This window comes from Salimicrobium halophilum (assembly GCF_900100295.1).
GTDB classification, from domain to species: domain Bacteria; phylum Bacillota; class Bacilli; order Bacillales; family Halobacillaceae; genus Salimicrobium; species Salimicrobium halophilum.
This window is the reverse complement of sequence record NZ_FNEV01000003.1, coordinates 1-24,241: the sequence shown is the minus strand read 5'-3', so window position 1 is coordinate 24,241 and position 24,241 is coordinate 1. Positions and strand designations below refer to the sequence as shown.

The following is a 24,241-nucleotide window of genomic DNA, read 5'->3' as shown; positions in this document are numbered from 1 at the left end:
TTTTCCTTTCTCCGGGGAATCTTTACAATCAAAAGTAAAAGTTTTATGATACAAAAGGGAGGTTGAGCCATTCATGAAAAAACAGGTCAGCGTACGTATGGAAGAAGAGTTGTATAATACCATAGATGAGAGGTCCAAAAAATTGGGGATCAGTAAGAGTGCTTACTTATCTTTTGCAGCCAGTTTCTTAACTCATCAGGTAGACGTAGCAGAGAAGTCTTCAGGAAATTATAGTGTAAATATGTATGAACTTATAAAAACTCATCTGGAACAGCAAAATTCTAAATGAGAGGCGGGGAATCACCCCGCCTCTCATTTTTGTATAGGATAAGCTTTGAAAGAGCTTAAATCTGGATGTTCTTTTTGCAAGAGAGAAGCAGGAAAGATGAATGTCCAAGGTTTGCTAGTGTTGGATTTCACTTCAAAGTCTTCTAATGTGAAACCTCCTTTAGCAATCACTTCTCCGGAATTATCTTCAATCTGAAGTGGGACTTGTTGCAGTTCGATATTTTTTTCGCTTCCGTTCCTTATAAGAATCGTCACGTGTAAGTCATTGTTTTCTGCCTGCTTGGCTTTGACTCCCATGAAATTGACTTCCCCTTGCTTCGGTGCTTTCAAGCGACTTACGAACTCCTCGAGCTGCGAAACATCTTCATCAGCCATAGATTGTTCCCAGCTTTCATGAAGATCCAGAGAATGTTTCGGTTTCTTCTTGAGCTCAAAGGCTAATTTCCATCCCTCGGTAGGGATTTCTTCTTTCTCTACAAGAAGGTCTTTCTTCTGGAAAATGAATGGGTGAGGACGGCTAGATTCAGGTGGAAGTTCACCAGCTTTGCTGAGATCAAAAGATGCTCGAGCAAGGCGCTGACCTTCTTCATTCATAAGTACGACTGTCGTCTCATTGAAAGAAATCGATTTCGGCAGGGAATGACGAATGAATCCACCGACATTCACATCGGCACCTGATTTATCCATCTCATAGCCTGCCAACGAAACCTGATTCGGTTTTAGCGGTTCATTTTCGTTGTTTTTGAATCTGAATACGTAGATCTCCTCTTCGCTAATTTTCCATTCAGGTGGCAAAGAAAGAGGGGTTTCTACTAATCTTTCAGAATGATCTTCCTGTGTATCATCGAATAGTTCAGAAGCATCAATAGTAGAGTTTCCATTTTTACTGCTCAGATTTTGCTCCTGTTGTTTGTTTTTTTTAAAAAAGTTGAGCATCACTGATTCTCCTTTTTCTTTTTGGCTGCCTGTTTTTTATATAGGCCTTCCAACAGCTGAGCCAAGTGCATTAACATGCCTTTTTTCATTTCAAAATACGTATGCTGGAAGATGTCGAGTCCATCATTTTGATATAGACGAATCGGGTCTTCCTGCTGGTATTGTCTGATACCAACACCCTCTTTCAGACGGTTCATCATCTCCAAGTGTCGTGTCCAGAGTTGGTCCATGATCGTAACGGCTCCAAGTCTCAGCCGCGACTGAAGAATAGTGTTGTTCTTTATCTGTTCCAGTTGCTCTTTATAGCTCTCTACAGCACGGGCGGCAAACTCTTTCACCTCTTCGATGTCTTCAAAATTCTTCTCTGTCATGTGAAGACGAATGCTTGGCATCATTCGATTCAACTCGTTCTCGATATCGGCTATTGGCCAATCATCAGGAGCTATAGTATCCGGGCAATGCTTTTCTATTAATTCATCCGTATAAGAATCAAGCATCGGGATGAGATGAGAAATAGTATCTTCGTCGCGAAGCAAGCGGTTACGAAGTTCATAAATGACTTCACGCTGGTCGTTGATCACATCATCAAGTTTCAATGTGAATTCCCGGATATTATAATTGCTTCCTTCACTGATTTTCTGCACAGTATCAATGAACTTATGGATATCTTTGTTCTTCACGAGTCCTTCTTCGTCCGTTTTCAGTGACTTCTTCTTACGTTCCACTTCATCAGAAGCATAACGGTGCATCATATCGTCATCGATGGAAATGATGAACTGGGTGGAACCAGGGTCACCCTGGCGTCCAGAACGGCCCTTCAACTGATTGTCGATCCGGCGAGCTTCGTGCCGTTCCGTTCCTAAGACGTGGAGACCACCGACTTCGGCTACTCCTTCTCCAAGCATAATATCTGTACCACGACCGGCCATATTTGTCGCAATAGTGACCGTGTTTTTCTGTCCCGCCATGGAGATTAGACGAATTTCCTGTTCCACACTTTTCGCGTTCAGAAGTTCATAAGGAAGCTCTTCCTCATCAAGGTATTCAGCCACTTTTTCCGACTGAAGGATGGAAGTAGTACCAATAAGGATCGGCTGACCTTTGTAATGGCGATTCTTTACTTCTTCGACCATTGCATGGTATTTCTGTTCTTTCGTTTCGAACACGAGATCATCGTAATCGATTCTCTGCAACGGTTTATTTCTTGGGATAGGGATGACATCCATGCCGTAGACGGTCTGGAACTCTTTCTCTTCCGTTTTTGCGGTGCCGGTCATTCCAGAAAGGACCGGATACATACGGAAATAGTTTTGCACAGTCACTGATGCTTGTGTTTTATTCTCTTCTGTAATCTCAAGACCTTCTTTTGCTTCAATAGCTTGATGAAGACCATCGGATAGCGTTCGTCCTTCCATTGTACGACCTGTAAACATGTCTACAAGTTTCACTTCGCCTTCGTGTACAATGTAATCCACATCCCGTTCAAACATGACATGAGCTCTTACGGCTTGAATGGTGTAGTGATAGAGCGTCTGATGTTCCAGGTCGAAGAGGTTGTCGATACCAAAAGCACGCTCGACTTTAGTAATGCCATCTTCTGTCAGGCTCACAGCTTTTGTTTCACGATCGAACGTATAATCTTCATCCTCCTTGAAAGATTTGGCCAAACTGGCACATACCTTGTGGAGGTTCGCACTGGCCATGGTTTTCCCCGCAATAATGAGTGGCGTTTTCGCTTCATCAATCAATACACTATCTGCTTCATCAACGATGGCAAAATGGTAAGGACGCTGAACCTGCTGCTGTTTCTGTTGTGCCATATTGTCACGAAGAAAATCGAAACCGAACTCATTTCCGATTCCATATGTAATATCCGACTTATAAGCTGCCTGTTTCTGCTGCGGTGATATTTGTGGAATGTTCAACCCTACGGTCAGGCCAAGAAACTCATATAATGGTTTCATCGTTTCGAAGTCACGTTCTGCCAGATATTCGTTGACTGTAATAACGTGTACACCTTTTCCTTCCAGGGCTCTTAGATAACTTGGCAAGGTAGCTACTAATGTTTTTCCTTCACCAGTCGCCATTTCAGCAATGTTTCCTTCTGTCATAGAAAGCCCACCGATCAGTTGTACATCGAAATGTCGAAGACCGAGCACTCTTCGTGCTGATTCCCGTACAACGGCGAATGCTTCTGTCTGAATATCATAAATGGACGCGCCGTTTTCAATGGAAGAACGAAACTCTTCCGTTTTTTGCTGTAATTCTTCGTCGGAGAGATTCTCCACCTCCGGCTCTTTAGCATTGATAGCCTGGACCATCTTCCTGTATCTATTAAGTTGTCGTTCGTGCTTGTCGAAAAGACTCTTTTTAATCGTTTCAATCATAAGTAAACGCTCCCCAGATTAGTAAAGTCACTATCCATCATTTTAGCATGAAGGGAAAAGAGTGACTAGTTATCTCGGAAAAACTTTCAAAACGTGCGGTTTGTAATCGAATTGTAAAACTAAGTATATCTTTTTGCCTAATTTAGAATAATATTGTGGGAAAAATGTAGAAAATAAAAGTGGCTTCATGGTATTATTTAGAAAGTGAAAAATAGAGAAAATATGTTTAATAGGAGGAACCTGGATGTCATCGAGAACAAATGTCGGATTGCTGCTTAGTTTCCTGGTTTTCATGATCCTGCCCCTGACGGTGAATGCGGAAGAAATCAAGTTCATCAGTGTCGGAGAGAAAGCAGAAAATGTGAGTGTACATAAGGACTGGAGGATCGACTTCAACATGGAAGTTGAAGAGGACAGTCTGAATGAGTGGAATATAGAAGTGAAAGAGAAAGGTGTAGGAAAAGTCGACGGTATTGAACCTTACGTCGAAAATGGGAGTACCGTAGTGGTGCCAGCTCCTGAAGATGGCTACCGCGGAGGATCGACTTATACACTTTTCGTAGGTCAGACAATCGAATTCAAAAATGGCAAAGACATGAAAGATCGTTACAAAAGAGTGTTTACCACAGAACGTGAAATCTTAAACCCGATTCCTGAACCGGGGGACGACGTAGTCGCTTTCGGAACTGTCACATCGGATACTTTGAATGTCCGTAAAGATGCAACTTCCTCATCCGAAAGACTTGGTGCCTATAAGAAAGGGGACCGCGTAGAAATCTACGGATACGATGGTTATTGGGCAAAAGTAGATTATAATGGACAGGAAGCTTGGTTGCACAAGAACTACATGAAGCTTCGTGCCGTAAGCGGCGGTGTTCTGCAGGATCAGGTGATCGTTCTTGACCCTGGACATGGTGCCCATGATGGCGGAGCGAATGATCGTCAGGGTATGGAGAAAGAAATCAACCTCGACGTTTCTAAGCGAATCTATGACAAACTGAAAGCTCGTGGTGCCGACCCGATTATGACGAGAAGCACTGATACATTCCTTGAGCTATCAGAACGTGTGGAATTCTCAGAAGAGAGGTTTGCCGACCTTTTCGTAAGTATTCACACAAATGCAGCTTACCGTTCTGCAAACGGATCTGAAACGTTCTGTTATCAGGACGGGACATCTACGGCTTCACAGAGCTGCCTATTGGCGAAAGAAATTCAGAAACAACTGGTCGCGATGGCGAATATGAGTGATCGCGGAGGAGGAAAACACGGAAACTTCCATGTTATCCGTGAAACATTCCTGCCAGCGGTACTTGTTGAACTTGGGTTCATCACGAACTCCGAGGATTATCCGAAACTGATGTCCGATCGTTATCGTGAACTTTTCGCAGAAGCAGTTACACGAGGAATCGAAGAGTATTATAAACTGGAAGTGAATTAAAGGTTAACTGTCCCTATGGTCATCGTGGATGGCCATAAGGGGCAGTTTTTTATTTCTATTAACTGAAGCAATAAATGTCGAATGGTCAAGGAATATGTTGTCATTATTTGCATTATGTGTCGATTGAACTAGTTTAACGTCTTGAGATTAGGTTATCTATTACTAAAGAAATCTTTTCTACCCCCGGGATACATGTGGTATAATCTTAATAGTTTGTGTAATTGAAATTGGAAAATATTCATCAGCGTATTCGACAAGGGTGAGGGGACACTAATAAACGGAGGAGGGTCTTGATGGAATATAAGGCCTTACTATTTTGCTTCATTGCAGCTATTTTTATAACACCGCTGGTGAAAAAACTGGCTGTATATATAGGAGCGACTGACAAACCAGATGCAAGAAAAGTCCACAAAATTTTGATGCCGCGTCTAGGCGGGTTAGCAATATTCGTCAGTTTTATTATCGGATACTTCTTATTCATGCCGGCGACTCCAATTTTTTGGCCGGTATTGATCGGTGCGACATTGATCATCGCTACAGGGGTGTGGGATGATCTGCGAGAGCTTTCACCTAAATGGAAACTGTTCGGTCAAGTGTTGGCTGCAGGAATTGTCGTATATGGTGGAGAAGGGATTGTTGTATCTTTCATAAACGTACCCTTTACAGAAACCACTTTAGAATTCGGGATGTTCAGTGAAATCATAACAATGATCTGGATCATCGCCATTACGAATGCCATCAACCTTATCGATGGACTCGATGGGCTTGCGGCTGGTGTTTCTGCCATTGCGCTTTTAACGATTTCGGGGATGGCTATCACCATGGGGAACGTCTTCGTTGTGTTTGCCGGACTGATGATGCTCGGTAGTACACTCGGATTTTTAATCTACAACTTTTATCCGGCCAAGATCTTTATGGGAGATACCGGGGCCTTGTTCCTAGGGTTCATGATCAGTGTTCTCTCCTTGCTTGGATTCAAGAACGTGACGTTATTTTCATTCGTCATACCAGTTATTATTCTCGGTGTACCAATTTCTGATACCATTTTTGCCATTATCCGCCGGAAACTTCAGAAGAAACCTATGTCCGCGCCGGATAAATCACACTTGCACCACTGCCTGCTGAATCTTGGTTACAGCCACCCGGAAACGGTTCTGGTCATTTATACGATCAGCGCACTCTTCAGTCTGGCTGCTGTGATCTTTTCTCAGGCGACGTTGTATGGAGCATTTCTCGTACTCGGATTCCTAGTACTGATGTTAGAGCTGTTAGTGGAATTCACCGGACTGATCGGGAAGGAATATCGTCCGATTCTGAACCTGATTCGAAGCCAGCGTACGAAGCGGTAGATGCAGAAGAACTGCTTTTCTCTTAGGAGAAGAGCAGTTCTTCTTTGTTATGATGAGCTTTTCTTATCAAAGATAGTCCCATTTAGCTGTAGGCATATTGTGGTAAAGCCGTTATAATGGTGCTAGATTGATAGAAAAGGGGAGTTTTTTACGTGAAGATGAAATGGCTTACTCCGGTTTTGGTGCTTTTGGCTATTTTCGCTTTTGCCACTTGTGCGCAGGCAGAAACGAAAGAGTGGGGAGAAGAGATCAACGTGCCGGCAGATAAAGTATGGCATATCGAATTCAATACGGAACTGAAAGCAAGTTCAGTGAATCCATCCACGGTTATTATTAAGAATGAAAACGGAGAGCGGGTACCCGATCTTGACATCTCTCTCATGGAAGACGGGAAAACGGTGAAAGTCGATTCTAAGGTCGACTATCCGGTGGATACCAAGTACACCTTACATATTCTCGACAATATCGAGTCCCGCTTTGGTAACAAGGCTTTGAAGGAAAAAGTGGAATTGACTTTTCATGTCTCCAAAGAATTTCAGACGGTGACGTTGAACGGACTGGATGATTGGGAACTCGGCACCTCTTACGATACGCTTAGGGAAGGTGTTCAGAACGCGCAAAACGGACAGGTCATTATCAAAAATGGCAGTGTTTTATGGGCGCCGGAAGGTTCACAACTGGCAACGGATGCGTTTACGGTTTTCTATAACGACGCTTCTCTCACAAGTCAATCAACGTATGTGAGTGGTCAGACAGAGCTTGACTATGTACGCTCTCATAATGAAGCGATTGAAGCTGAAATAGCAGGAAGAACCGTTTTTGTGAAACCTGAAGACGTCACGTTTATTCCTGAAGCTTATCAAAAGGGTGAGTCTTATTATAAAAACGCGGGTGGAACCCTGCAGCACACCATCTATCGTCCGCTAAGTGAGAGTTACGCTACGTACAGCTACGGGAAAGCTCCTGCTTCGATGGACGAAGGAGAAACGGTAACGAGCTGGGATGGTCGTACGTTCAACGGGGAAGAAGCAAAATTCTTCAACCATATGGACCTTCGCAGACAAAGCCACTATACGGGTGAAATGCTCGATGAGTATATTTCTTCACGTGTACCCGACAGCCCATTGATCGGCCACGGTGATGCATTCGTCAAAGTGGGCGAAGAGTACGGTATCAACGCTCTATATCTGATGGCCCATGCCATTCATGAAAGTGCATGGGGGAAGAGCCGGATTGCTCAGGATAAAAATAACCTCTTCGGTATCGATGCCCATGACGGTAATGCATATGAAGCGGCAATGGAGTATGAATCGTTCGAAGCTTCGATCCGTTATCTCGTAGAAGAGAAGCTTACTAAGCAGTATCTCGTTGAAGACGGGTCGTACTTTAACGGCTACACGCTTGGTAATAAGTCGACGGGAATGAATGTGAAATATGCCTCGGATCCTTATTGGGGACAGAAAATTGCCGGTCATATGTATATGGCTGATCAGCATCTCGGCGGTTATGACCAGAAGCTGCTGGAAGATGAAGATTATGTAGCTGAAAAATTCGAAGAAGAATCAGATGATGAAAACAACGGAGACCAGCCGGCAGACGAAGGCAAGGCTGAGTAAATAATGAATCCCCCGACCTTTTTATAATGGTCGAGGGATTTTTTATATAGTCTGTAGATGCTTACTAAGAAGAGAAGAAGGGGTGTCGCCACCTTTGGAGAAAATCTCTTCGTTTCCGAATACGAGAAACGCATCTTTGGCACGGGACACAGCAACGTTCAAAAGGGTAGAGTCTTCATCGAAGTTCATATGACTTGATGTATCTTTCTGATAAACGCTTGAAAAAAGAACGACCGGACTGGACGCCCCTTGCATCATATGGATGGTACCGACAGTGAAGCCGTAGAGTCCGCTAGCTTCTAGTTGGTTCTCTATTTCCTCTTTCTGTTCGGCGAAAGGGGTGACAATAGCTATTAGAGTAGACAGGTCATCTGATTCATAGAAAGACTGAAGCGTGTCTTTTTGTGCTTCAATCCATTCAATCATACGCTTTACTTCCACTTTATTAGAAAGGCCGGTTTTATGTCTGGTAACTTCCCCGTTTACGTGTTCGATTCCGAGATGAGGAAAAGGATACTGCTCGATAGGAGGACGTATCGGTTTCAGCCAGTTATGATACATCAATTCATTGCAGTAATTGATGACTTCCGGAACACTTCTTCGATGTTCAGTCAGAAAGACACCGCTAACCTCCGGGTGCATGTGGAAGCGGCTGAGTCGTTGGCATACCCTGAGCATCGACCCGCTGCTAGCCGCAAGTCCACTGTTGATCAGCTCTGGTTCTAAATGTTCTTTATCTGTCCAGCCGTTATTCAGGATGTTGGCGAAGTCGAACGTTTTCGTGATGTTGAAGAGTGGTTTCACCTGATGGACATCACCGATAGCGAGGATGTTTTTTGTCAAAGAAACAGCCGCGGCAGCCATTTCCGGCAGAAGTTGACCGGACTCTTCGATCATGAGTAGATCGATCGCTTCATAGGCGGGTGCTTCGGTTTCCTCTTCTGTCAGGAAAAGAGGCAAATCAGCGATCGGTATGACAAGAAGCGGTGCAATTTTCCTGAATGATTGGAACCGGAGGAGAAAAGGAGCCTGCGGATCCGGCTCATGTTCCAGAAGAAAACGACCTTCCCAGTAGCGGGCGGCTAACGAAAAAGCTTTCGTTCGATAGTCGAGATCCAGGCAAGAAGCCATATCCTCTTTTGTGCTTCCTTCATAGCCATGATTTTTGAGCCACTTTTCCACTTCTCTTTCGCTGCCATCTTCCAGGATCCGAAACGCGCCTTTCAAATCAGAAACGGTGTTCATCAATTCTCCATGAAGCAAATCGGTCACTTCCCGGATGTCCTCCCATTGATTCTTGAAATAACTTCCGGCTTCCTTCAAGTAGGCTTGTGTCGCTTGATTCACATATTCGGTATCTTCCATATGCTCTCGGAAGGACGAGGGGCCGTCTAAATGATAACGGGAGACTTCCCATTCAGAGGATATCGGTTCCCGGCTTGCATACAAAGAATAGCTGTTCACATTTGGAAGCCATCGCTTGTGCAGCTGCTCGTCAATGGAGAGATAATCGCCGGCAAGGTCCATGGCTGTGAATTGGTCATGGGCTGTAGCCACGAGCAGAGGAGGAGCCTGCTTTTCTTCAATAGTACTCTCCACTAGACGCGAAGCGAAAACGCACGTCAACAGCATGGATTTTCCGGTTCCGGGTGGTCCATTCATAGCGAAGAAATTCCTTTCGTTTTCAGATAAGAAAAGATCCAGCCCCTGTCGCTGAGAATCCGATAAAGCATCGTTACCGGGAATATGACCGAGATGCCGCGAATTAGATGATGTATAGGTGTCCATGATGTCGATTTTTTCTTTCTCCTGTTCCTCCAGGGAAATGAAGGAACGGTAAAGAGAAGGAAGGTTGTGCTGATCTTTCTTTTTCAGATCGTCGAGGATGTGTATGAGTGGAGCCTTGTCTCCGAGAGAATCACTCTTTATAGAAACGGAAGCTTTTCCCAGGAGCTTGTATGATTCATGAGTGAAGGTATCAAGCTTATAACCGGTGACATAAGAGAACAATTCGGAGGCGAAGGTGAACACCTCCGGCCAGTTATGGAAAGTGAACCCGTGATTCTGGAAGAAACGTTCGTAATCCTCCATATGTCCGATGGATCGTTCTCCGGTACGGGACGGTGATAAGTAGTACATGGACATCCAGGGAATGTCTCTTGGATGCGGAGCCAGCCGCCCTGAAGATAGAAGTTTTGCCGGAATCCATAAAGGGGCGATCGTTCCGGTGGATTCTTTATATAATAGAAGCGGATTGATAAGTATTTCAAGAGAAGAATGCTCTTCGTTGAAAAGTTGTTTTGCAGTTTGTTCCGTTACTTTTCCTTCCCTGAGTTCATCTAGGGAAAGAGGTACTGCGCGGTCTTTTATATCGCTGTATCTGGTGGCGAATCGTTCTGCGTCGATCAGACTGTTTCGGAAGTAATTCGTGAAATCCATGTGCATTCCTCCTCCTATCCCTTTACCCTTTCTTACTCCACGCTATTCCTCGCAAAAAAAGAACCCTGCCTAAGCAGGGTTCCGGTTACCAGGAGGATTCTTCATTTTCTTCATCTTCCTGAGCAAAATCATTTTCATCTTCGTTCCACGAGTTTTCTGAATCTTTCTCTGTTTCCGGAAGGTCGAGGTGGGCGCGAAGATCGGTTTGTATCTCATACAAATTTTCTTCGTTGACCATGTAACGCCAGACCCGATCTTCTCCTTCTCTGAAGAATCCGCCTTCTCCTTCTAGCTGCATCGTATCAAAAGAAAATCCGCCTTCCTGAAGGAAATAATCTTTGAATGTGATCATCTGATCGAAATCCATATTCGTGGTCATATCGTCGCCGACAGCATCTATGATGTCATCATAGTTGCGGAAAGAACTGAACGAGGAGACTTCTCTGGCGATTGCCTTGATAAGCTCCATTTGACGTTGGCCACGCTCGATATCACTATCTGTCCGGGTACGCGCAAGGGCGAGGGCTTCTTCCCCATTCAAAAGTTGTCTGCCTTCTTCGAGCTGTATCGCTTGGAATTTGTCATTCGAGTTCTTTTCTTTCAAGTCGAAAGGGACGTCATACTTGACACCTCCGACCGCATTTACGACTTCAATGAACGAGTTGAAGTTGAGTCTTACATAGTAGTCTACAGGCACATCAAGCAGTCCTTCGACCGTTTCTACAGTGGAATCGATGCCTCCGTAGGCATGTGCGTGCGTGATTTTCTCTTTACGATCTACTTCCGGAATGTACGTATACGTATCTCTCGGAATGCTCAGAAGCTGTACGGATTTATCATCGTCGTTAAAAGTAGCCAGTACGAGAGCGTCGGAAAGGTTATTACGATCTTCATTGTCTTCGGTCCTGGATTCGCTGGCGTCGATTCCTACAAAAAGAACGGAAAGATGGTCTTCTCCTGGTGTGATCTCTGTTTGACGCTTGTCCGATTTCCCTCCACGGTCGAGCGCTTCATGGGATTCATTAGCCGAATCCCTGACTTTATCCGTAAGGTACGCTCCATATCCCGCAGCTGTTCCGACAAACAAAAGCACTAATAGGCCGGCCATCCACAGTGTGCGTTTTACCCATTTATTCATGTTGTGGTTACTCCTTTTGTTTATCACTCGGGACATCGATTTCCATGTAGGAGAGATCTCCTTCACGAATCTCGGCCTGTCCGCTCGTGATATTCGTTATCCAGTCGCGGAATTCGTCTTGGTCTTCATTCTCTGTATATAGTAGTAGTTCCACCTTTTCAAGGTAATTAATCGTGTCGAGGATATATTTAGACTGTCTCGCTTCATTTTCGACTTTGCCGAGCAGGGAATAATCGATGGAAACACTCATCTGTTTCATAAGTTTGCGCTCGACGATCCCTGTCTCTTCAATAGCTTCAGAAACGGCACCACCGTAAGCACGGATGAGTCCACCGGCTCCGAGTTTGATTCCTCCGAAATAACGGGTGACTACGACTGCCGTATCTTTGAGGCCGCGTTTTTTCAATACCTCAAGCATCGGTACACCGGCTGTTCCGCTCGGTTCTCCGTCATCATTCGCCTTTTGGATCAGGTCATGCTCGCCGATCATATAAGCAGAGCAGTTATGTGTGGCATCTTTGTGTTTCTTCTTGATTTCATTGACGAAGGCTTGAGCTTCTTCTTCCGTTTCGCAGCGGCGTATGTAGCCGATGAAACGGGACTTCTGTATAACTATTTCTTTTGCTCCCTCGGGTTTTACCGTATAATAAGAATTCAGCATAAACGTTTTGCCTCCCAAGCTTTTATTATATACGGTGAGGCGCTTGACGGCAAACGACTTTCATCATTTTTAAAATAAATGACTTTTCACCCCCATAGATGGGCTTAGGTAGAACGAATGATACTATAAGGAAAGGATGGAGAGGTTTCCATGGCGGATAATTCACTGATCGAAAAGTCTCTCGACGCAATTATACAGGAGATGGTGGACCACGTATCGAATAGTAAAGATGAGGTCTTCACCATCAGTGAGAAATCACGGAAAGAATACGAAAACCTTACGGAAGAACTGGAGAATCTCAAAACGCAGATCAATGCGTATATCGAAGAAGGGGATGAACTGGAGAAGAAAGCCAAACGCTCCAGGCAACGCCTTTCTCATATGAGTAAACAGTTCAACGAGTATTCAGAGAAGGAAATCCGTGATATGTACGAAGAGACGCATCAGTTGCAGATGAACCTCTCCATGGCCAGAGAAAAAGAAAAGCAGCTCAGAGAACGAAGAGATGATATCGACCGGCGTCTGCGGGATCTTGATGAAACGATCGAAAAGGCGGAGAACCTGGGTGGAAAGATATCCGTTGTGCTGAACTATCTGAACGAGGACTTCCTTGCCGTAAGTGAAGCGCTTCAGGATGCAAGGCAGAAGCAGGAATTCGGTCTGCAGATCATTGAAGCCCAGGAAGAAGAACGCCGCCGCCTATCGAGAGAAATCCATGACGGGCCGGCGCAGATGCTTGCGAATGTCTTATTGAGATCCGATCTGGTGGAACGCACGTTCAAAGAACGGAGCGTGAAGGAAGCTGTCACGGAAATGAAAAGCGTACGTAAGATGGTGCGCTCGTCGTTATATGAAGTACGCCGGATCATTTATGATCTTCGTCCGATGGCACTTGATGATCTTGGAATTGTTCCGACACTAAGGAAGTATTTAGCTACTGTTTCCGACTATCACGAGCTTGATATCCGGTTCCAGTCGTTTGGACAAGAACGCCGGCTGGACTCCCAATACGAAGTGGCTGTTTTCCGCCTCGTGCAGGAAGCCGTGCAGAATGCCGTCAAACATGCGGAAGCAGATCGGATCGACGTCAAAGTGGAACTGACCTGGAAATCCATCGTGATTGTCATCAAGGATGATGGGAAAGGTTTTGACGTAGAAGATAAAAAGAAAGGGTCTTTCGGTCTGATCGGTATGCACGAACGGGTCGATATGTTGAGCGGCGAGCTCGAAATCGAGTCAGCTGTCGGAAAAGGGACAGGCGTCACGATAAAATTACCGATAACAGAAGAAAAGTAGCTTAACAATTGTGAAAACAGGGAAAATGTCTTTCAAAAAGACTACGAGCACAGGAGGAGAATACGATGACGACGAAAATTGTATTAATCGATGACCATAAATTATTTCGCGAAGGTGTACGTAGAATCCTCGAATTTGAGGAGAGCTTCGAAGTAGTGGCAGAAGGCGACGACGGGGAAGTGGCTGTCGAACTGATCGACCAGTATAACCCGGACGTTGTGCTGATGGATATCAACATGCCTGGAAAGAACGGGGTGGAAGCGACCGCCGAAGTCACCCAGCGTTTTCCGGACCTGAAAGTGATCATCCTTTCGATCCACGATGATGAGAACTATGTAACGCACGCACTCAAGACAGGAGCTCAAGGGTACCTCTTGAAAGAAATGGATTCCGAATCCCTGATCGAAGCGATCCGCGTCGTTTCTGAAGGAGGATCGTACCTTCACCCGAAAGTGACGCATAATCTGGTAAAAGAATACCGCCGCCTATCTGATGGCACGGACGGCTATGCCTATAAAGCGGTGGAGTACCGTAAGCCGTTGCACCTGCTCACGCGCCGTGAGTGTGAAGTGTTGCAGCTACTTGCCGACGGGAACTCGAACAAAGGTGTGGCGGAGTCTCTTTACATCAGTGAGAAGACCGTCAAGAACCACGTAAGTAACATTTTGACGAAGATGAACGTCAACGACCGCACCCAGGCTGTTGTTACGGCTATTAAGAATGGATGGGTCGAGGTACTGTAAGAAAAGTGGGCGAGGTCCTCAGAAACTTGGGGAAGGTCCGCAAACCGATGTCGAATATTGTCGAATGTCCGCAAAATCGGCGTGCAGGTCCGCAAATGCGCCAAGAAGGTCCGCATTAGGGCGATGAGTAACTCAGGAACGGTCAGCCCGTCTCCTGAGTTTTTTATATGTGCAGTTTCCGGGATTTTGCTGAAAAAACATAGCAAGTAAGATAAAATAGAAGAAAGGCCTGAGGAAAGGAAGATTCAATGAAAACAGCGGTGTTGACCGACAGTACGGCTTATATAACGGAAGAAAAACGAAAAGAATTCGATATACATATGGTACCGCTGAATGTCATCTTCGGCGAAGAAACGTATCAGGAAGAAATCGATTTAACTACAGATGAATTTTATACAAAAGTAAAACAGGCAGAGAACTTACCGAAAACGTCCCAGCCCTCTGTAGGCTCGGTCATGGAGAAACTCGAGGAATTGAAAAAGGATTATGATGCAGTAATCGCGATTACGCTCTCCAGTGGCATCAGCGGGACCTACCAGGCGATGCGCTCCGCCGGCGATATGGTGGAAGGAGCGGGGCTTCATTTATTTGATTCAGAAATCAGTTGCATGATGCAAGGATTTTACGCACTTGAAGCTGCTCGACTTGCTGGAGAAGGAAGAGACGCTGGTGAAATTATGGAGCGCTTGGAAGAAATGAAAGAAACGATGAGCGCCTATTTCATCGTGGATGATTTGAGGCACCTGGCACGAGGTGGTCGGTTGCACGGCTCCCAGGCGTTTATCGGAAGTCTTTTGCAGGTGAAGCCGATTCTTCATTTCGTCGACACGAAAATTGTTCCATTTGAAAAGATCCGTACTTATAAAAAGGCTCGCAAACGGACGCTTGAATTATTTGATAAAGATGCTTCTGGTGGAGAAAAAATCCAGGCGGCTGTCATCCATGCGAATCGTCCGGAAGAGGCGGAAGCGTGGAAACAGGAAATCGAAAACCGCTATGAAAACGTGACGGTGACCGTCAGCTATTTCGGCCCAGTCATTGGCGCACACCTCGGTGAAGGAGCACTTGGTCTGGGGTGGTACAAAGAGTGATTGTGAAGCCATCTATTGCTCCTGACTTGGAAGCCTGGCGCGCGCTATTACCCCGCGTAGCGCCTCCGCTTTCGGATGAGGTGGATTACACTATTGCCCGCACCGCCTCCGGCTTTCATGGAGAGCAATCCCTTGAATACCCCCTTTCATTGATATCCCCTGATTACGATATTTACTACGATCTCCGCCTCCCCCATGGAGATTCCTTTTTCCAAATCGATTGTCTTTTAGTTTCTGAGTATTGTTTTCTAATTCTTGAGGTGAAAAATCACAGAGGTGTGTTGACGTTTGATACCGAGCACTAACAGCTCTTGCGTGAATGGGAGGGTGAGTTGGATGTCTTCGATGATCCTCTTTTGCAGGTGCGTAGGCATCGCATGCAATTTTTGGAGTGGTTCGGGAGTTCTGTACCGTGCGACACGTTTGTTGTCGTGTCGAATCGCAAGGCTCGCATCGATGGTGACGTGCCTACTAATGTGCTGCGTCCTAATTCTTTGCCGTTTCATGTAAGGAAAAAGGAGGGAGATGTTTGTATTGATAAAATTGCATTACGTAAGCGACTATTGGAATCACATCAGCCGCGTGAAGTTGATGTGATGAAACGAATGAAGCTTCAGCCAAGAGACATTATTCCTGGCGTGCGCTGTCTGGAGTGCGGCAGTTTGAAGATGAAACGGAGACGCACGGTGTGGCACTGCAGCTGCGGTGCTTTTGATAAAAAAGCTCATTTGGCTACGTTGCGTGATTATAAGTTGTTGTTCGGCGAGCAGATCACCAATCGGCAGGCGCGCTGGTTTCTTCAGATGGATGATTACCGAGCTGTGCACCACATTTTGAAGACGAATAGCTTGAAGTCAGAAGGGCCGAACAAGAAGAAAATCTACTTTTTGAGATAAACTGCTCATTTTTTGAGATAAAATGAAAAAACTTGAGATAAAATGAAAAAATTTGAGATAAAATGAAAAAATTTGAGATAAATCAAAATTATTTGAGATAAATGCATAAAAAGTTGAGATAAACCCACGAGGAGGACGTCCATGTACAGTGGTCAATGGCTTACGAAAGAAGAACTTCCAAAATTTATAGATAAATCATCCTTAACTCAACACCCCGGTATCATCAAAAGACAATGCCAGCGGTGCGGAAACAAAAAATGGTACAAACTTGCTCGTTTTCCTCACGCTAAATGTAAAAAGAAATGTCTCTACTGCAGGAACTGCATCCAAATGGGGCGCGTCACTGAATGCGAGTCTCTATATGAAATGCCGACCTCTTATCAACTTCCACAACAGGAAACTCTCACCTGGAGCGGCACCCTTACCCCACACCAAGAGCACGCCGCGGACAAAATCAAAGAGACGATTACACAAAACCAAACCTTGCTCGTCCATGCAGTATGCGGTGCAGGGAAAACAGAAATGATCTTCCCCGGCATCGAACAGGCGCTGAGCGAGGGAAAAAGAGTTTGCATTGCCACACCACGTGCAGACGTAGTAAGAGAGCTTCACCCACGTCTGCAAAAAGCTTTTCCGAGAATTCCATTAGCCTCACTCTATGGAGGACATTCCAAGCAAACATCCTACTCGCCTATAGTTATAAGCACTACTCACCAGCTATACAGATACAAAAATGCATTCGACGTCCTGATCGTAGACGAGGTGGATGCCTTTCCTTACCACAATGACGAATCTCTACAGTGGGCGACAAAGCAAGCTGCGCGAACAGCCGCCTCCATTATCTACTTAACAGCCACCCCGAGAAAACAACAGAAGCACCTTCCGAAAATATTCGTACCCGTACGCTACCATGGACATCCCCTGCCTGTGCCAACCTTCCACCTGTCACTCAGAATCAAAACCAAACTTCCAAAGTTCACTCAACCAGAAAGGCAACTCCTTATATTCGCACCGACCATCACACGGGCAAAAGACATAGCGGAAGAAATGAACATCCCTGTCGTTCATTCGGAATCCCCCAACAGAGAAGAAATCATCGATAAATTTCGGAAAAAAGAAATCCAGATGCTCGTTACGACTACCATCCTCGAACGAGGTGTCACGTTTCCATCTGTGGACGTGTATGTCATTGATGCCGGGCATGAGGTGTTCGATGAAGCGGCGCTTGTGCAGATCGCGGGGCGGGCAGGAAGAAGCGCGGATGATTCTATGGGAGACGTGCGTTTTTACATGGAAGGGAAGACGGATGCAATGGTGGAAGCACGTGATGCGATTAAAAGGATGAACAAACGGGGATACAAGCTATGAGATGTCTGTATTGTTTTGACATCATCCAGCCGAAAACCGACTGGACGAACGTACTGATGGCCGAGAGAGACAGCCACTTATGCGTAGACTGCCAGCAAGGATTCCGGAAAATCGAGCAAGGGTGCCCGAAGTGCTGCAATCCACGATACACAACCACCTGTCCCGACTGCCGAAAAGATTCTTCATTAGAATCGAACATTTCTTTTCTTCACTACAATGATTTCGCCAAAGACTGGGTAGCCCGGTGGAAATATCGCGGGGATTATGAACTGATCAAATCCATGCATGCTTATCTTCCTTTTTTTATCAAAGGAAAAGCTGTGCCGGTTCCTCTAAGTGAGGAGCGCCTTGAAGAACGCGGCTTTAATCAGGCGGAAGCGATCCTTCACATACTCGGGAAGAAACCACACAATCTGCTTGGACGGACCCATGCAGAGAAACAGTCAAAGAAAACGAAGCGCGAACGGGAACAGGAGCCGAATCCTTTTTACGTAAAAAGACCGGTGAAAGGCAATGTTCTGCTGATCGACGATATCTATACGACAGGGACGACGATGAAGAAAGCGGCGCAAATTCTGAAAGAAAACGGAGCGACTTCCGTGAAAGGCTTAACGCTGTTCCGTTCCTGACGATAGTAGAACAAAAGAGATACTTCCCGAGGAGTGACGACGATGGCAGAACCGGCTAATTGCCCGCGCTGTGGCAAGCTATTCATGAAAGGACCGCAGACTGTATGTGAAGCCTGCCGAAGAAAGGAAGAAGATGACTTCCAGACCGTATATAAGTTCATTCGCCAAAGAGAGAACAGAACGGCGACGGTTGAAGAAATATCAGTAGCGACGGAAGTGGAAGAGTGGCAGATACGCAGATTCGTAAAAGAGAAGCGTTTGCACCCCGCCAACTTCCCGAGCCTTTCGTATGAGTGCGAACGATGCGGAGCTCTTATTCAGGAAGGACGGATGTGTGAGAGCTGCAACGCTGAACTGAACCAAGGCATCCAGCAACACGACCGTGACAAGGCATTGGATAGCCGCAAACAACAACATGAGAAAGATATGAATAAGAAAAGCATGACGTATTATTCTGTTGATAAATATAAGAAATAGTTACTATTTAACCTAACCTGTACAAGTTCGATATAATAAGTATAGGAACACGGAATGTATAGAAAAGAGGTGAGACGGATGAAGATCAATGGACCAAATCAGACGAATTGGAATCCGTATCAGAAACAGATTAATCAACAGAAACAAATAAAACAGAACCCGAACCAGGATAAACTTGAAATTTCCCAGCAGGCAAAGTCTATGCAGGAAGCGGAAAAGGTAAGTCCGGCACGGGAAAAACGTATCGAAGAATTGAAAGCGCAAGTGGATAACGGGACATACAAACCGGACCCGTCTGCAACCGCCAAAAAAATGGTGAATTTCTTCCAGCAGGTAGAAACAAAGGAGTAGAAGGTCATGATTGAACCGATCATCAGCGATATGAAGCGTCTTGTAAAGCTGCATAAGAGTCTCCTTAATGTATCTAAGGAGAAGACGGAAGCACTGAAAAGTAATGACACCACGAAAATCCAGCAGCTCGGACAAGAGGAACGGAAGCATATCCAGGCTATTGAAAAGGTAGAGAAGTCTCGACAGAATAATGTTGCCGCCTGGTATGAACAGGAAGGTATACGCAATCCGGAACCGACAATCAGTGATGTACTGGAACGTCTCGAAGGGGAAGAACATCAAAAGCTTAACGCTGAATATGAAGCGATGATACTTGTTCTTGCTGATCTGAAGAACCAGGAGCGACTGAATGCGGAACTCACGCAGCAGTCGCTGCAGTTCATCAATCTTTCGCTCGACCTCCTGCAGCCGAGTTTGTCCAATATGAACTACGGAGGCGAAGAGTCTTCGGATAAACCCAAACGCTCCGTCTTCGATTCGAAAGCGTAAGGAAAAGAGGAATAATTATGGTTTCCACATTTCATGGATTAGAAGTAGCGAAACGCGGATTGTTCACCCAGCAATCCGCGCTTTATACAACCGGTCACAATATCTCGAACGCCAATACGGAAGGCTACACCCGTCAGCGCGTCAACATGGAACAAACTTCTCCATTTCCTCCGGCATCTCGGAACCGCCCGGAGATGGCAGGCCAAATCGGTAGCGGTGTTCAGGCTGGAAGTGTCGAACGCGTACGAGATGCTTTTCTTGATGATCAGTTCCGCGCCGAGGCGAAAAAAACCGGCTATTACGATGCGCTTGAAAATGGTCTCGGGAAAATGGAAGAGATCATGAATGAACCAACGGACCAGGGACTCGCGAAAACGATGGACCGTTTCTGGCAGTCACTTCAGGACCTTGCCGTGAACCCGGAAGATGCCGGAGCGCGTTCTGTCGTGATGGAGCGAGGGAAAGCTGTAGCAGAAACGTTCAATTATTTATCGGAATCTGTGCAGACGCTTCAACAGGATGCGAAACAGGAAGCTGAAGTTACGGTTCAGAATGCCAACTCCATGCTTAACCAAATCAACCAGCTCAATCAGCAAATCGGAAACATTGAGCCACACGGCCAATTGCCGAATGATTTATACGATAAACGTGACCGTCTTCTGGATGACCTTTCGAAAATCGTAAGCATAGACGTGTCTTACGATAAGAGTGCATCTTCTTCGAAAGAGATGGCAGATGGGATCGCGACTGTACGATTAGCAGATGAGCAGGGACGAGCACTGGAAGATGCACCGGCACTTGTGAATGGACCTGAAGAAACGGTTAATCAGCTATCCATCAATTATCAAGAGTCAGACGATCGGGTTGTTTTCGATTCTCTGCAACTAGGTCAGGCTCCTGAAGGGGAAGACGGAGAAGGAGAAGAGGCATACGCTCTTTCCATGAACGACTTTCCTGCACCAGGGAAACTGAAAGGACTCGCAGATCTTGCCGGTATGGTAACGGAAACACCGAGAGATCCGGCTTATACAGTGACTGGAGCTGTCCCTGTCGATAACGATACGCAAGCTGCGACGCTGTCATCAATCAGTAATGGGGAAGAAGAATTGGGAATGACTATCACCGGTACCTATATAGATGGAGAAGGTAATCCACAGGATATAGATGTTCCTCTTGATGGATTAAATGGAGATTCGACGCTTTCGGAAATCGCAGCTCAAATCAATGGAAACGAAGGAATCCAGGCCGAAGTACTCGACCAGGATGGAGAAAGACGACTTGCTATAAGCACAACTTCACAAGGTGAAGGTTCAACATTTACAGTAGCAGGAAATGGTGCAGAACTGCTCGGTATTGCTGGGGAACATCAGGGGACGAACGAGCAGGAAGGGAGTTACGTATCAATGTTGAATGACTTGGATACACTTGCTTCTTCGTTTGCCAACCAGTTCAACTCGGCTCACAAAGATGGTACGAGCCTCGAAGATATGGGTGAAGATGCGAATGGTAGCCTTGGTTTCTTCGACTATGGCTCTTCTTTTCCAGTCGGCGCTCCACCTGAAGAAGGAGACCCGGAAACTAGAATCTATCGTGGTATGGCATCTGATATGGGAGTCATTGACTCGATTACAGAAGATGTGGCGAACATTGCAGCCTCTCTATCTGATAACGCTGGTGACGGAGAGAACGCGAGAGAGCTCGCTGATATCCAGACGCAAGTGGATGATGCATTAGGCGAAGGTGCGAACATCAACAGTTTCTACGAAGGAATGATCGGTGGCATGGCTGTAGAGACGCAGGAAGCGAGACGCATGAGTGAGAACTCGGAAACGCTTCGTAACTCCGTGGAAAACCAGCGTAACTCCGTCAGTCAGGTTTCTCTCGACGAAGAAATGACGAACATGATCAAATTCCAGCACGCGTACAACGCATCCTCCAGGAATATAACGGCAATCGATGAAATTCTTGACCGCGTCATCAATCAGATGGGCCGCGTCGGAAGGTAGGTGAGATGAATGCGAGTAACACAGGGAATGCTTAACAACAACATGCTTCAGAACATGAGCAAAAGCTATCAGAATATGAATAAGTACCAGGAGCAATTCTCTACTGGTAAAAAAATCAGCCGCCCGTCCGACGATCCAGTGGTTGCGATGAAGGGGATCGATTATCGGTCGGAGCTTACGAAAGTCGAGCAGTTCGAGCGAAACATCGGCGAAGTGTACAACTGGATGGATACTTCTGATGTAGCTTTGGATGAATCGACGAAGGCCCTTCAGCGTATTCGTGAACTTACTGTCCAGGCTTCTTCCGATTCTATGGGAGAACAGGAGCGTCAAAGTATTGCGAAAGAAGTTGGTCAAATCAGAGATCACTTAAAAGATCTCGCGAACACAGAAGTGAATGGCAAATATTTGTTCAACGGTACGAATACGACAGAACCTCTAGTCGCAGAGGATGGAACGTTGAACAATAATTTCGGGGACGATGTTAATATTGAAATCTCAAAGGGAATTACGGTGAAAGCGAATGTCGATGGGGAAAATATTTTCTCAGATGAGTTTTTCGATGATTTAGATACTCTGAAAACACAACTTGAAAGCGGTGCGAGTGGTGATGACCTTGATGGGAATCTAAGTGTTCTTGATGGTCATATTGAAGGTGTTATTGATGAACGAGCCGACCTCGGTGCCCGGATGAATCGTCGTGACATGGTAGAGGACCGCCTGGCTGTTCAAAAAGAAATCACTACAAAAATGCTCTCTGATAACGAAGATGCAGAGATGGAAGAAGTCATCACCAACCTGAAAACACAGGAAAGCATTCATCGTGCTGCACTTAGTGCCGGAGCGCGTATCATCCAGCCAACGCTCATGGACTTTTTACGATAAGCTATCTGCCTTTAGACAGGTAGCTTTTTCTATATAAAGATGAGGAGGTGCAAGGGTTATGCAAATGCCGCGGCTTCAAATATCAACGACAGATGCTCGTGTTGGCATACAGACGAGAAACGCTGAGCTGACGTATCAGCAACCTAAGGCTGAAGTTTCTATTCGCCAGCCGAAAGCGGATGTATCCATTAGGCAGCCTGATGGAGAGCTTCGTATTGATCAAAGCAAAGCCCGCAGCAACCTGCATCTGAAATCCTCTGCAGAACGCTCCCGTCAAACGGAACAGTTTGGAGAACAAAAAGCGATGGAGGGATCAGCGCGTCGAGCTCGTGAAGGTGATGAGTTGATGCGAATTGAAAATGGTGGGAACCTCATTGCAAGTCAAGCGAAGCGTAACTACGGCTATGAGATCGATTATCAGATGGGGAACACACCCGTCCATGAACTCGTAAACATCGACTACACCGCACGTGAAGCAGAAATTAATATACAGAAGAACGATCCGCAAATAAACATCACTCCGCGATACCCGCAATACTCGTATCAGCCTGGGGGAGTGAATATCTCGCTCCTGCAGGAACCGAGCATCACGATTGATTGGAAGGTGTAACAATGCAAATAGAAACCGCCTATTTTGGTGAAGTGACAATTGATGAAGATAAAATGATCACGTTCAAAGACGGTCTTCCTGGACTGGAGAGTCATAAAAAATTTGCCCTTTTTCCCGTGGACGAAGAGGGAATGTATTTTGCGCTCCAGTCCGTCACAGATAAAGAGATAGCTCTTGTAGTTACAAGCCCTTATGTGATTCATGAAAATTATGATTTTTATATAAGTGAAGGTGTCCAGAAAGAAGTAGAGATAGAAAAGCCGGAAGACGTGGTTGTTTACAATATTCTGACGTTACGAGAACCTTTTGTGAATTCAACAGTTAATCTTCAGGCACCGATAGTTATACATAAAGATAAAAGGAAGGCAAGACAGGTTATCCTGAATGATGAGAAATACAGTATTCGCCATCCATTATTCCAGAAAGGCAGTGAAGCCGATGCTCGTTCTGAATAGAAAGGTCGGTGAATCCGTGAAAATCGCAAATGATATTGAAGTAAAAGTAGTGGCAATTGAAGGCGGGCAGATTAAGCTTGGGATTGAAGCGCCGAGAGACGTGGATATTCATCGTCAGGAAGTGTATGAAGCAATTCAAAGGGAGAATGCGGAGGCTAGTATTCTTAATAAAAGCATGATTGATTTAATAAAAAACCCTAAAAATGAATAAAAGTTTGGAGAAGTCGTCCGATATGATAAGTGTAACCAACAAAAAAGTCGGCCGACTTTTTATTTACTCTAAAGCATTCCACAAGGACGTGGAACGAAAATTCAAGGAGGAATTACTGAAATGAGAATTAATCACAACATAGCGGCGCTAAACACGCATCGTCAAATGGGACAGGCTAACCAGGCGCAACAAGACTCCATGGAGAAACTTTCTTCGGGACTACGCATTAATAAGGCTGGAGATGACGCAGCAGGTCTTGCCATATCAGAGAAAATGCGCGGACAAATTCGTGGGTTGGATATGGCACAAAAGAATGCTCAAGATGGCATTTCTATGATTCAGACAGCTGAAGGGGCTCTTAATGAAACACACTCGATTCTTCAACGTATGCGTGAACTTTCTGTGCAGTCAGCAAACGATACCAATACTGATACAGATCGCGGAGAACTCCAAAAAGAAGTCGATGAACTCGTTGAAGAAAT

At 45.5% G+C, this 24,241-nt stretch carries 25 protein-coding genes; 20 read left to right on the top strand and 5 right to left on the bottom strand.

The window, feature by feature from the left end; genetic code table 11:
* The first annotated feature begins 73 nt into the window (after positions 1 to 73).
* Positions 74 to 289, top strand: coding sequence for a ribbon-helix-helix domain-containing protein (locus BLQ44_RS05860; RefSeq protein WP_093192956.1), 216 nt, complete (start codon positions 74 to 76; stop codon positions 287 to 289).
* A gap of 23 nt (positions 290 to 312) precedes the next feature.
* On the opposite strand, the gene BLQ44_RS05855 is transcribed toward BLQ44_RS05860, so the two are convergent.
* Both BLQ44_RS05855 and secA2 read right to left on the bottom strand, forming a co-directional pair.
* The gene (locus BLQ44_RS05855; RefSeq protein ID WP_093192955.1) at positions 313 to 1,224 is read right to left on the bottom strand and encodes an accessory Sec system S-layer assembly protein; all 912 of its coding nucleotides are present in this window, start codon (positions 1,222 to 1,224) and stop codon (positions 313 to 315) included.
* A complete protein-coding gene (secA2, locus tag BLQ44_RS05850; RefSeq protein WP_093192954.1) occupies positions 1,224 to 3,611 on the bottom strand; it encodes an accessory Sec system translocase SecA2 in 2,388 nt (795 codons plus the stop codon). Before secA2 ends, BLQ44_RS05855 begins: the two co-directional genes overlap by 1 nt.
* A 244-nt stretch (positions 3,612 to 3,855) precedes the next feature.
* Here secA2 and BLQ44_RS05845 point away from each other — a divergent pair, with 244 nt between their 5' ends.
* The 3 genes from BLQ44_RS05845 to BLQ44_RS05835 all read left to right on the top strand — a co-directional run bounded on the left by BLQ44_RS05845 (position 3,856) and on the right by BLQ44_RS05835 (position 8,014).
* Positions 3,856 to 5,049, top strand: coding sequence for an N-acetylmuramoyl-L-alanine amidase (locus BLQ44_RS05845; protein ID WP_093192953.1), 1,194 nt, complete (start codon positions 3,856 to 3,858; stop codon positions 5,047 to 5,049).
* A 293-nt stretch (positions 5,050 to 5,342) separates the two neighbouring features.
* Positions 5,343 to 6,398, top strand: coding sequence for a glycosyltransferase family 4 protein (locus tag BLQ44_RS05840; RefSeq protein ID WP_093192952.1), 1,056 nt, complete (start codon positions 5,343 to 5,345; stop codon positions 6,396 to 6,398).
* 158 nt (positions 6,399 to 6,556) lie between these two features.
* Positions 6,557 to 8,014 carry an N-acetylglucosaminidase gene (locus tag BLQ44_RS05835; protein ID WP_245688119.1) on the top strand — a complete coding sequence of 486 codons (1,458 nt, stop codon included), beginning with the start codon at positions 6,557 to 6,559 and terminating at the stop codon, positions 8,012 to 8,014.
* A 42-nt stretch (positions 8,015 to 8,056) separates the two neighbouring features.
* Here the strand turns inward: BLQ44_RS05835 and BLQ44_RS05830 are convergent, their stop codons facing one another.
* The 3 genes from BLQ44_RS05830 to BLQ44_RS05820 all read right to left on the bottom strand — a co-directional run bounded on the left by BLQ44_RS05830 (position 8,057) and on the right by BLQ44_RS05820 (position 12,252).
* On the bottom strand, positions 8,057 to 10,453 hold the full coding sequence (locus BLQ44_RS05830) for a DEAD/DEAH box helicase (RefSeq protein WP_176757436.1): 2,397 nt from the start codon (positions 10,451 to 10,453) through the stop codon (positions 8,057 to 8,059).
* Between the two features lie 85 nt (positions 10,454 to 10,538).
* The gene (locus BLQ44_RS05825; RefSeq protein WP_093192949.1) at positions 10,539 to 11,591 is read right to left on the bottom strand and encodes an LCP family protein; all 1,053 of its coding nucleotides are present in this window, start codon (positions 11,589 to 11,591) and stop codon (positions 10,539 to 10,541) included.
* Between the two features lie 7 nt (positions 11,592 to 11,598).
* Positions 11,599 to 12,252 (bottom strand): YigZ family protein, encoded by a 654-nt coding sequence (locus BLQ44_RS05820; protein ID WP_093192948.1) that lies wholly within the window; start codon positions 12,250 to 12,252, stop codon positions 11,599 to 11,601.
* Positions 12,253 to 12,402: 150 nt separating this feature from the next.
* On the opposite strand from BLQ44_RS05820, the gene BLQ44_RS05815 reads away from it, so the two are divergent.
* From BLQ44_RS05815 to BLQ44_RS05740, 16 genes are all read left to right on the top strand, one after another.
* A complete protein-coding gene (locus tag BLQ44_RS05815; protein ID WP_093192947.1) occupies positions 12,403 to 13,548 on the top strand; it encodes a sensor histidine kinase in 1,146 nt (381 codons plus the stop codon).
* 65 nt (positions 13,549 to 13,613) lie between these two features.
* Positions 13,614 to 14,291, top strand: coding sequence for a response regulator (locus BLQ44_RS05810; RefSeq protein WP_093192946.1), 678 nt, complete (start codon positions 13,614 to 13,616; stop codon positions 14,289 to 14,291).
* Between the two features lie 248 nt (positions 14,292 to 14,539).
* Entirely contained in the window at positions 14,540 to 15,382 is an 843-nt protein-coding gene (locus BLQ44_RS05805) for a DegV family protein (protein WP_093192945.1), read from the top strand.
* Positions 15,379 to 15,687 (top strand): nuclease-related domain-containing protein, encoded by a 309-nt coding sequence (locus BLQ44_RS05800; protein ID WP_176757435.1) that lies wholly within the window; start codon positions 15,379 to 15,381, stop codon positions 15,685 to 15,687. The genes BLQ44_RS05805 and BLQ44_RS05800 overlap by 4 nt, the downstream gene beginning before the upstream one ends.
* A 72-nt stretch (positions 15,688 to 15,759) precedes the next feature.
* Entirely contained in the window at positions 15,760 to 16,278 is a 519-nt protein-coding gene (locus BLQ44_RS05795) for a hypothetical protein (protein WP_143004698.1), read from the top strand.
* A 330-nt stretch (positions 16,279 to 16,608) separates the two neighbouring features.
* The gene (locus BLQ44_RS05790; protein WP_245688109.1) at positions 16,609 to 17,646 is read left to right on the top strand and encodes a DEAD/DEAH box helicase; all 1,038 of its coding nucleotides are present in this window, start codon (positions 16,609 to 16,611) and stop codon (positions 17,644 to 17,646) included.
* On the top strand, positions 17,643 to 18,275 hold the full coding sequence (locus tag BLQ44_RS05785) for a ComF family protein (protein WP_093192941.1): 633 nt from the start codon (positions 17,643 to 17,645) through the stop codon (positions 18,273 to 18,275). The genes BLQ44_RS05790 and BLQ44_RS05785 overlap by 4 nt, the downstream gene beginning before the upstream one ends.
* 42 nt (positions 18,276 to 18,317) lie before the next feature.
* A complete protein-coding gene (locus BLQ44_RS05780) occupies positions 18,318 to 18,752 on the top strand; it encodes a TIGR03826 family flagellar region protein (RefSeq protein WP_093192940.1) in 435 nt (144 codons plus the stop codon).
* A gap of 78 nt (positions 18,753 to 18,830) precedes the next feature.
* Positions 18,831 to 19,103 (top strand): flagellar biosynthesis anti-sigma factor FlgM, encoded by a 273-nt coding sequence (gene flgM, locus BLQ44_RS05775; RefSeq protein WP_093192939.1) that lies wholly within the window; start codon positions 18,831 to 18,833, stop codon positions 19,101 to 19,103.
* 6 nt (positions 19,104 to 19,109) lie between these two features.
* A complete protein-coding gene (locus BLQ44_RS05770) occupies positions 19,110 to 19,592 on the top strand; it encodes a flagellar protein FlgN (RefSeq protein ID WP_093192938.1) in 483 nt (160 codons plus the stop codon).
* Between the two features lie 17 nt (positions 19,593 to 19,609).
* Positions 19,610 to 21,598 carry a flagellar hook-associated protein FlgK gene (gene flgK, locus BLQ44_RS05765; protein WP_093192937.1) on the top strand — a complete coding sequence of 663 codons (1,989 nt, stop codon included), beginning with the start codon at positions 19,610 to 19,612 and terminating at the stop codon, positions 21,596 to 21,598.
* 9 nt (positions 21,599 to 21,607) lie between these two features.
* Entirely contained in the window at positions 21,608 to 22,483 is an 876-nt protein-coding gene (flgL, locus tag BLQ44_RS05760) for a flagellar hook-associated protein FlgL (RefSeq protein ID WP_093192936.1), read from the top strand.
* Between the two features lie 58 nt (positions 22,484 to 22,541).
* Complete coding sequence (locus tag BLQ44_RS05755) at positions 22,542 to 23,093, top strand: DUF6470 family protein (protein WP_093192935.1); 552 nt, start codon at positions 22,542 to 22,544, stop codon at positions 23,091 to 23,093.
* Between the two features lie 2 nt (positions 23,094 to 23,095).
* On the top strand, positions 23,096 to 23,548 hold the full coding sequence (gene fliW, locus BLQ44_RS05750; RefSeq protein ID WP_093192934.1) for a flagellar assembly protein FliW: 453 nt from the start codon (positions 23,096 to 23,098) through the stop codon (positions 23,546 to 23,548).
* A complete protein-coding gene (gene csrA / locus BLQ44_RS05745) occupies positions 23,532 to 23,759 on the top strand; it encodes a carbon storage regulator CsrA (RefSeq protein WP_093192933.1) in 228 nt (75 codons plus the stop codon). The genes fliW and csrA overlap by 17 nt, the downstream gene beginning before the upstream one ends.
* A 120-nt stretch (positions 23,760 to 23,879) precedes the next feature.
* The coding region (locus BLQ44_RS05740; RefSeq protein ID WP_456113474.1) for a flagellin N-terminal helical domain-containing protein at positions 23,880 to 24,241 on the top strand (362 nt) is incomplete at its 3' end.

What these genes read in the sequence shown, in the direction of transcription:
- BLQ44_RS05780 (WP_093192940.1), top strand. Translation starts at nt 18,318, where the DNA reads ATGGCAGAACCGGCTAATTGCCCGCGCTGTGGCAAGCTATTCATGAAA.
- BLQ44_RS05815 (WP_093192947.1), top strand. Translation starts at nt 12,403, where the DNA reads ATGGCGGATAATTCACTGATCGAAAAGTCTCTCGACGCAATTATACAG.
- BLQ44_RS05855 (WP_093192955.1), bottom strand. Translation starts at nt 1,224, where the DNA reads ATGCTCAACTTTTTTAAAAAAAACAAACAACAGGAGCAAAATCTGAGC.
- flgM (WP_093192939.1), top strand. Translation starts at nt 18,831, where the DNA reads ATGAAGATCAATGGACCAAATCAGACGAATTGGAATCCGTATCAGAAA.
- BLQ44_RS05840 (WP_093192952.1), top strand. Translation starts at nt 5,343, where the DNA reads ATGGAATATAAGGCCTTACTATTTTGCTTCATTGCAGCTATTTTTATA.
- BLQ44_RS05825 (WP_093192949.1), bottom strand. Translation starts at nt 11,591, where the DNA reads ATGAATAAATGGGTAAAACGCACACTGTGGATGGCCGGCCTATTAGTG.
- flgL (WP_093192936.1), top strand. Translation starts at nt 21,608, where the DNA reads ATGCGAGTAACACAGGGAATGCTTAACAACAACATGCTTCAGAACATG.
- BLQ44_RS05820 (WP_093192948.1), bottom strand. Translation starts at nt 12,252, where the DNA reads ATGCTGAATTCTTATTATACGGTAAAACCCGAGGGAGCAAAAGAAATA.
- BLQ44_RS05790 (WP_245688109.1), top strand. Translation starts at nt 16,609, where the DNA reads ATGGGGCGCGTCACTGAATGCGAGTCTCTATATGAAATGCCGACCTCT.
- BLQ44_RS05755 (WP_093192935.1), top strand. Translation starts at nt 22,542, where the DNA reads ATGCAAATGCCGCGGCTTCAAATATCAACGACAGATGCTCGTGTTGGC.
- BLQ44_RS05845 (WP_093192953.1), top strand. Translation starts at nt 3,856, where the DNA reads ATGTCATCGAGAACAAATGTCGGATTGCTGCTTAGTTTCCTGGTTTTC.
- BLQ44_RS05810 (WP_093192946.1), top strand. Translation starts at nt 13,614, where the DNA reads ATGACGACGAAAATTGTATTAATCGATGACCATAAATTATTTCGCGAA.
- BLQ44_RS05860 (WP_093192956.1), top strand. Translation starts at nt 74, where the DNA reads ATGAAAAAACAGGTCAGCGTACGTATGGAAGAAGAGTTGTATAATACC.
- flgK (WP_093192937.1), top strand. Translation starts at nt 19,610, where the DNA reads ATGGTTTCCACATTTCATGGATTAGAAGTAGCGAAACGCGGATTGTTC.
- BLQ44_RS05785 (WP_093192941.1), top strand. Translation starts at nt 17,643, where the DNA reads ATGAGATGTCTGTATTGTTTTGACATCATCCAGCCGAAAACCGACTGG.
- BLQ44_RS05770 (WP_093192938.1), top strand. Translation starts at nt 19,110, where the DNA reads ATGATTGAACCGATCATCAGCGATATGAAGCGTCTTGTAAAGCTGCAT.
- BLQ44_RS05805 (WP_093192945.1), top strand. Translation starts at nt 14,540, where the DNA reads ATGAAAACAGCGGTGTTGACCGACAGTACGGCTTATATAACGGAAGAA.
- BLQ44_RS05835 (WP_245688119.1), top strand. Translation starts at nt 6,557, where the DNA reads ATGAAATGGCTTACTCCGGTTTTGGTGCTTTTGGCTATTTTCGCTTTT.
- BLQ44_RS05795 (WP_143004698.1), top strand. Translation starts at nt 15,760, where the DNA reads ATGCAATTTTTGGAGTGGTTCGGGAGTTCTGTACCGTGCGACACGTTT.
- secA2 (WP_093192954.1), bottom strand. Translation starts at nt 3,611, where the DNA reads ATGATTGAAACGATTAAAAAGAGTCTTTTCGACAAGCACGAACGACAA.
- fliW (WP_093192934.1), top strand. Translation starts at nt 23,096, where the DNA reads ATGCAAATAGAAACCGCCTATTTTGGTGAAGTGACAATTGATGAAGAT.
- csrA (WP_093192933.1), top strand. Translation starts at nt 23,532, where the DNA reads ATGCTCGTTCTGAATAGAAAGGTCGGTGAATCCGTGAAAATCGCAAAT.
- BLQ44_RS05830 (WP_176757436.1), bottom strand. Translation starts at nt 10,453, where the DNA reads ATGGATTTCACGAATTACTTCCGAAACAGTCTGATCGACGCAGAACGA.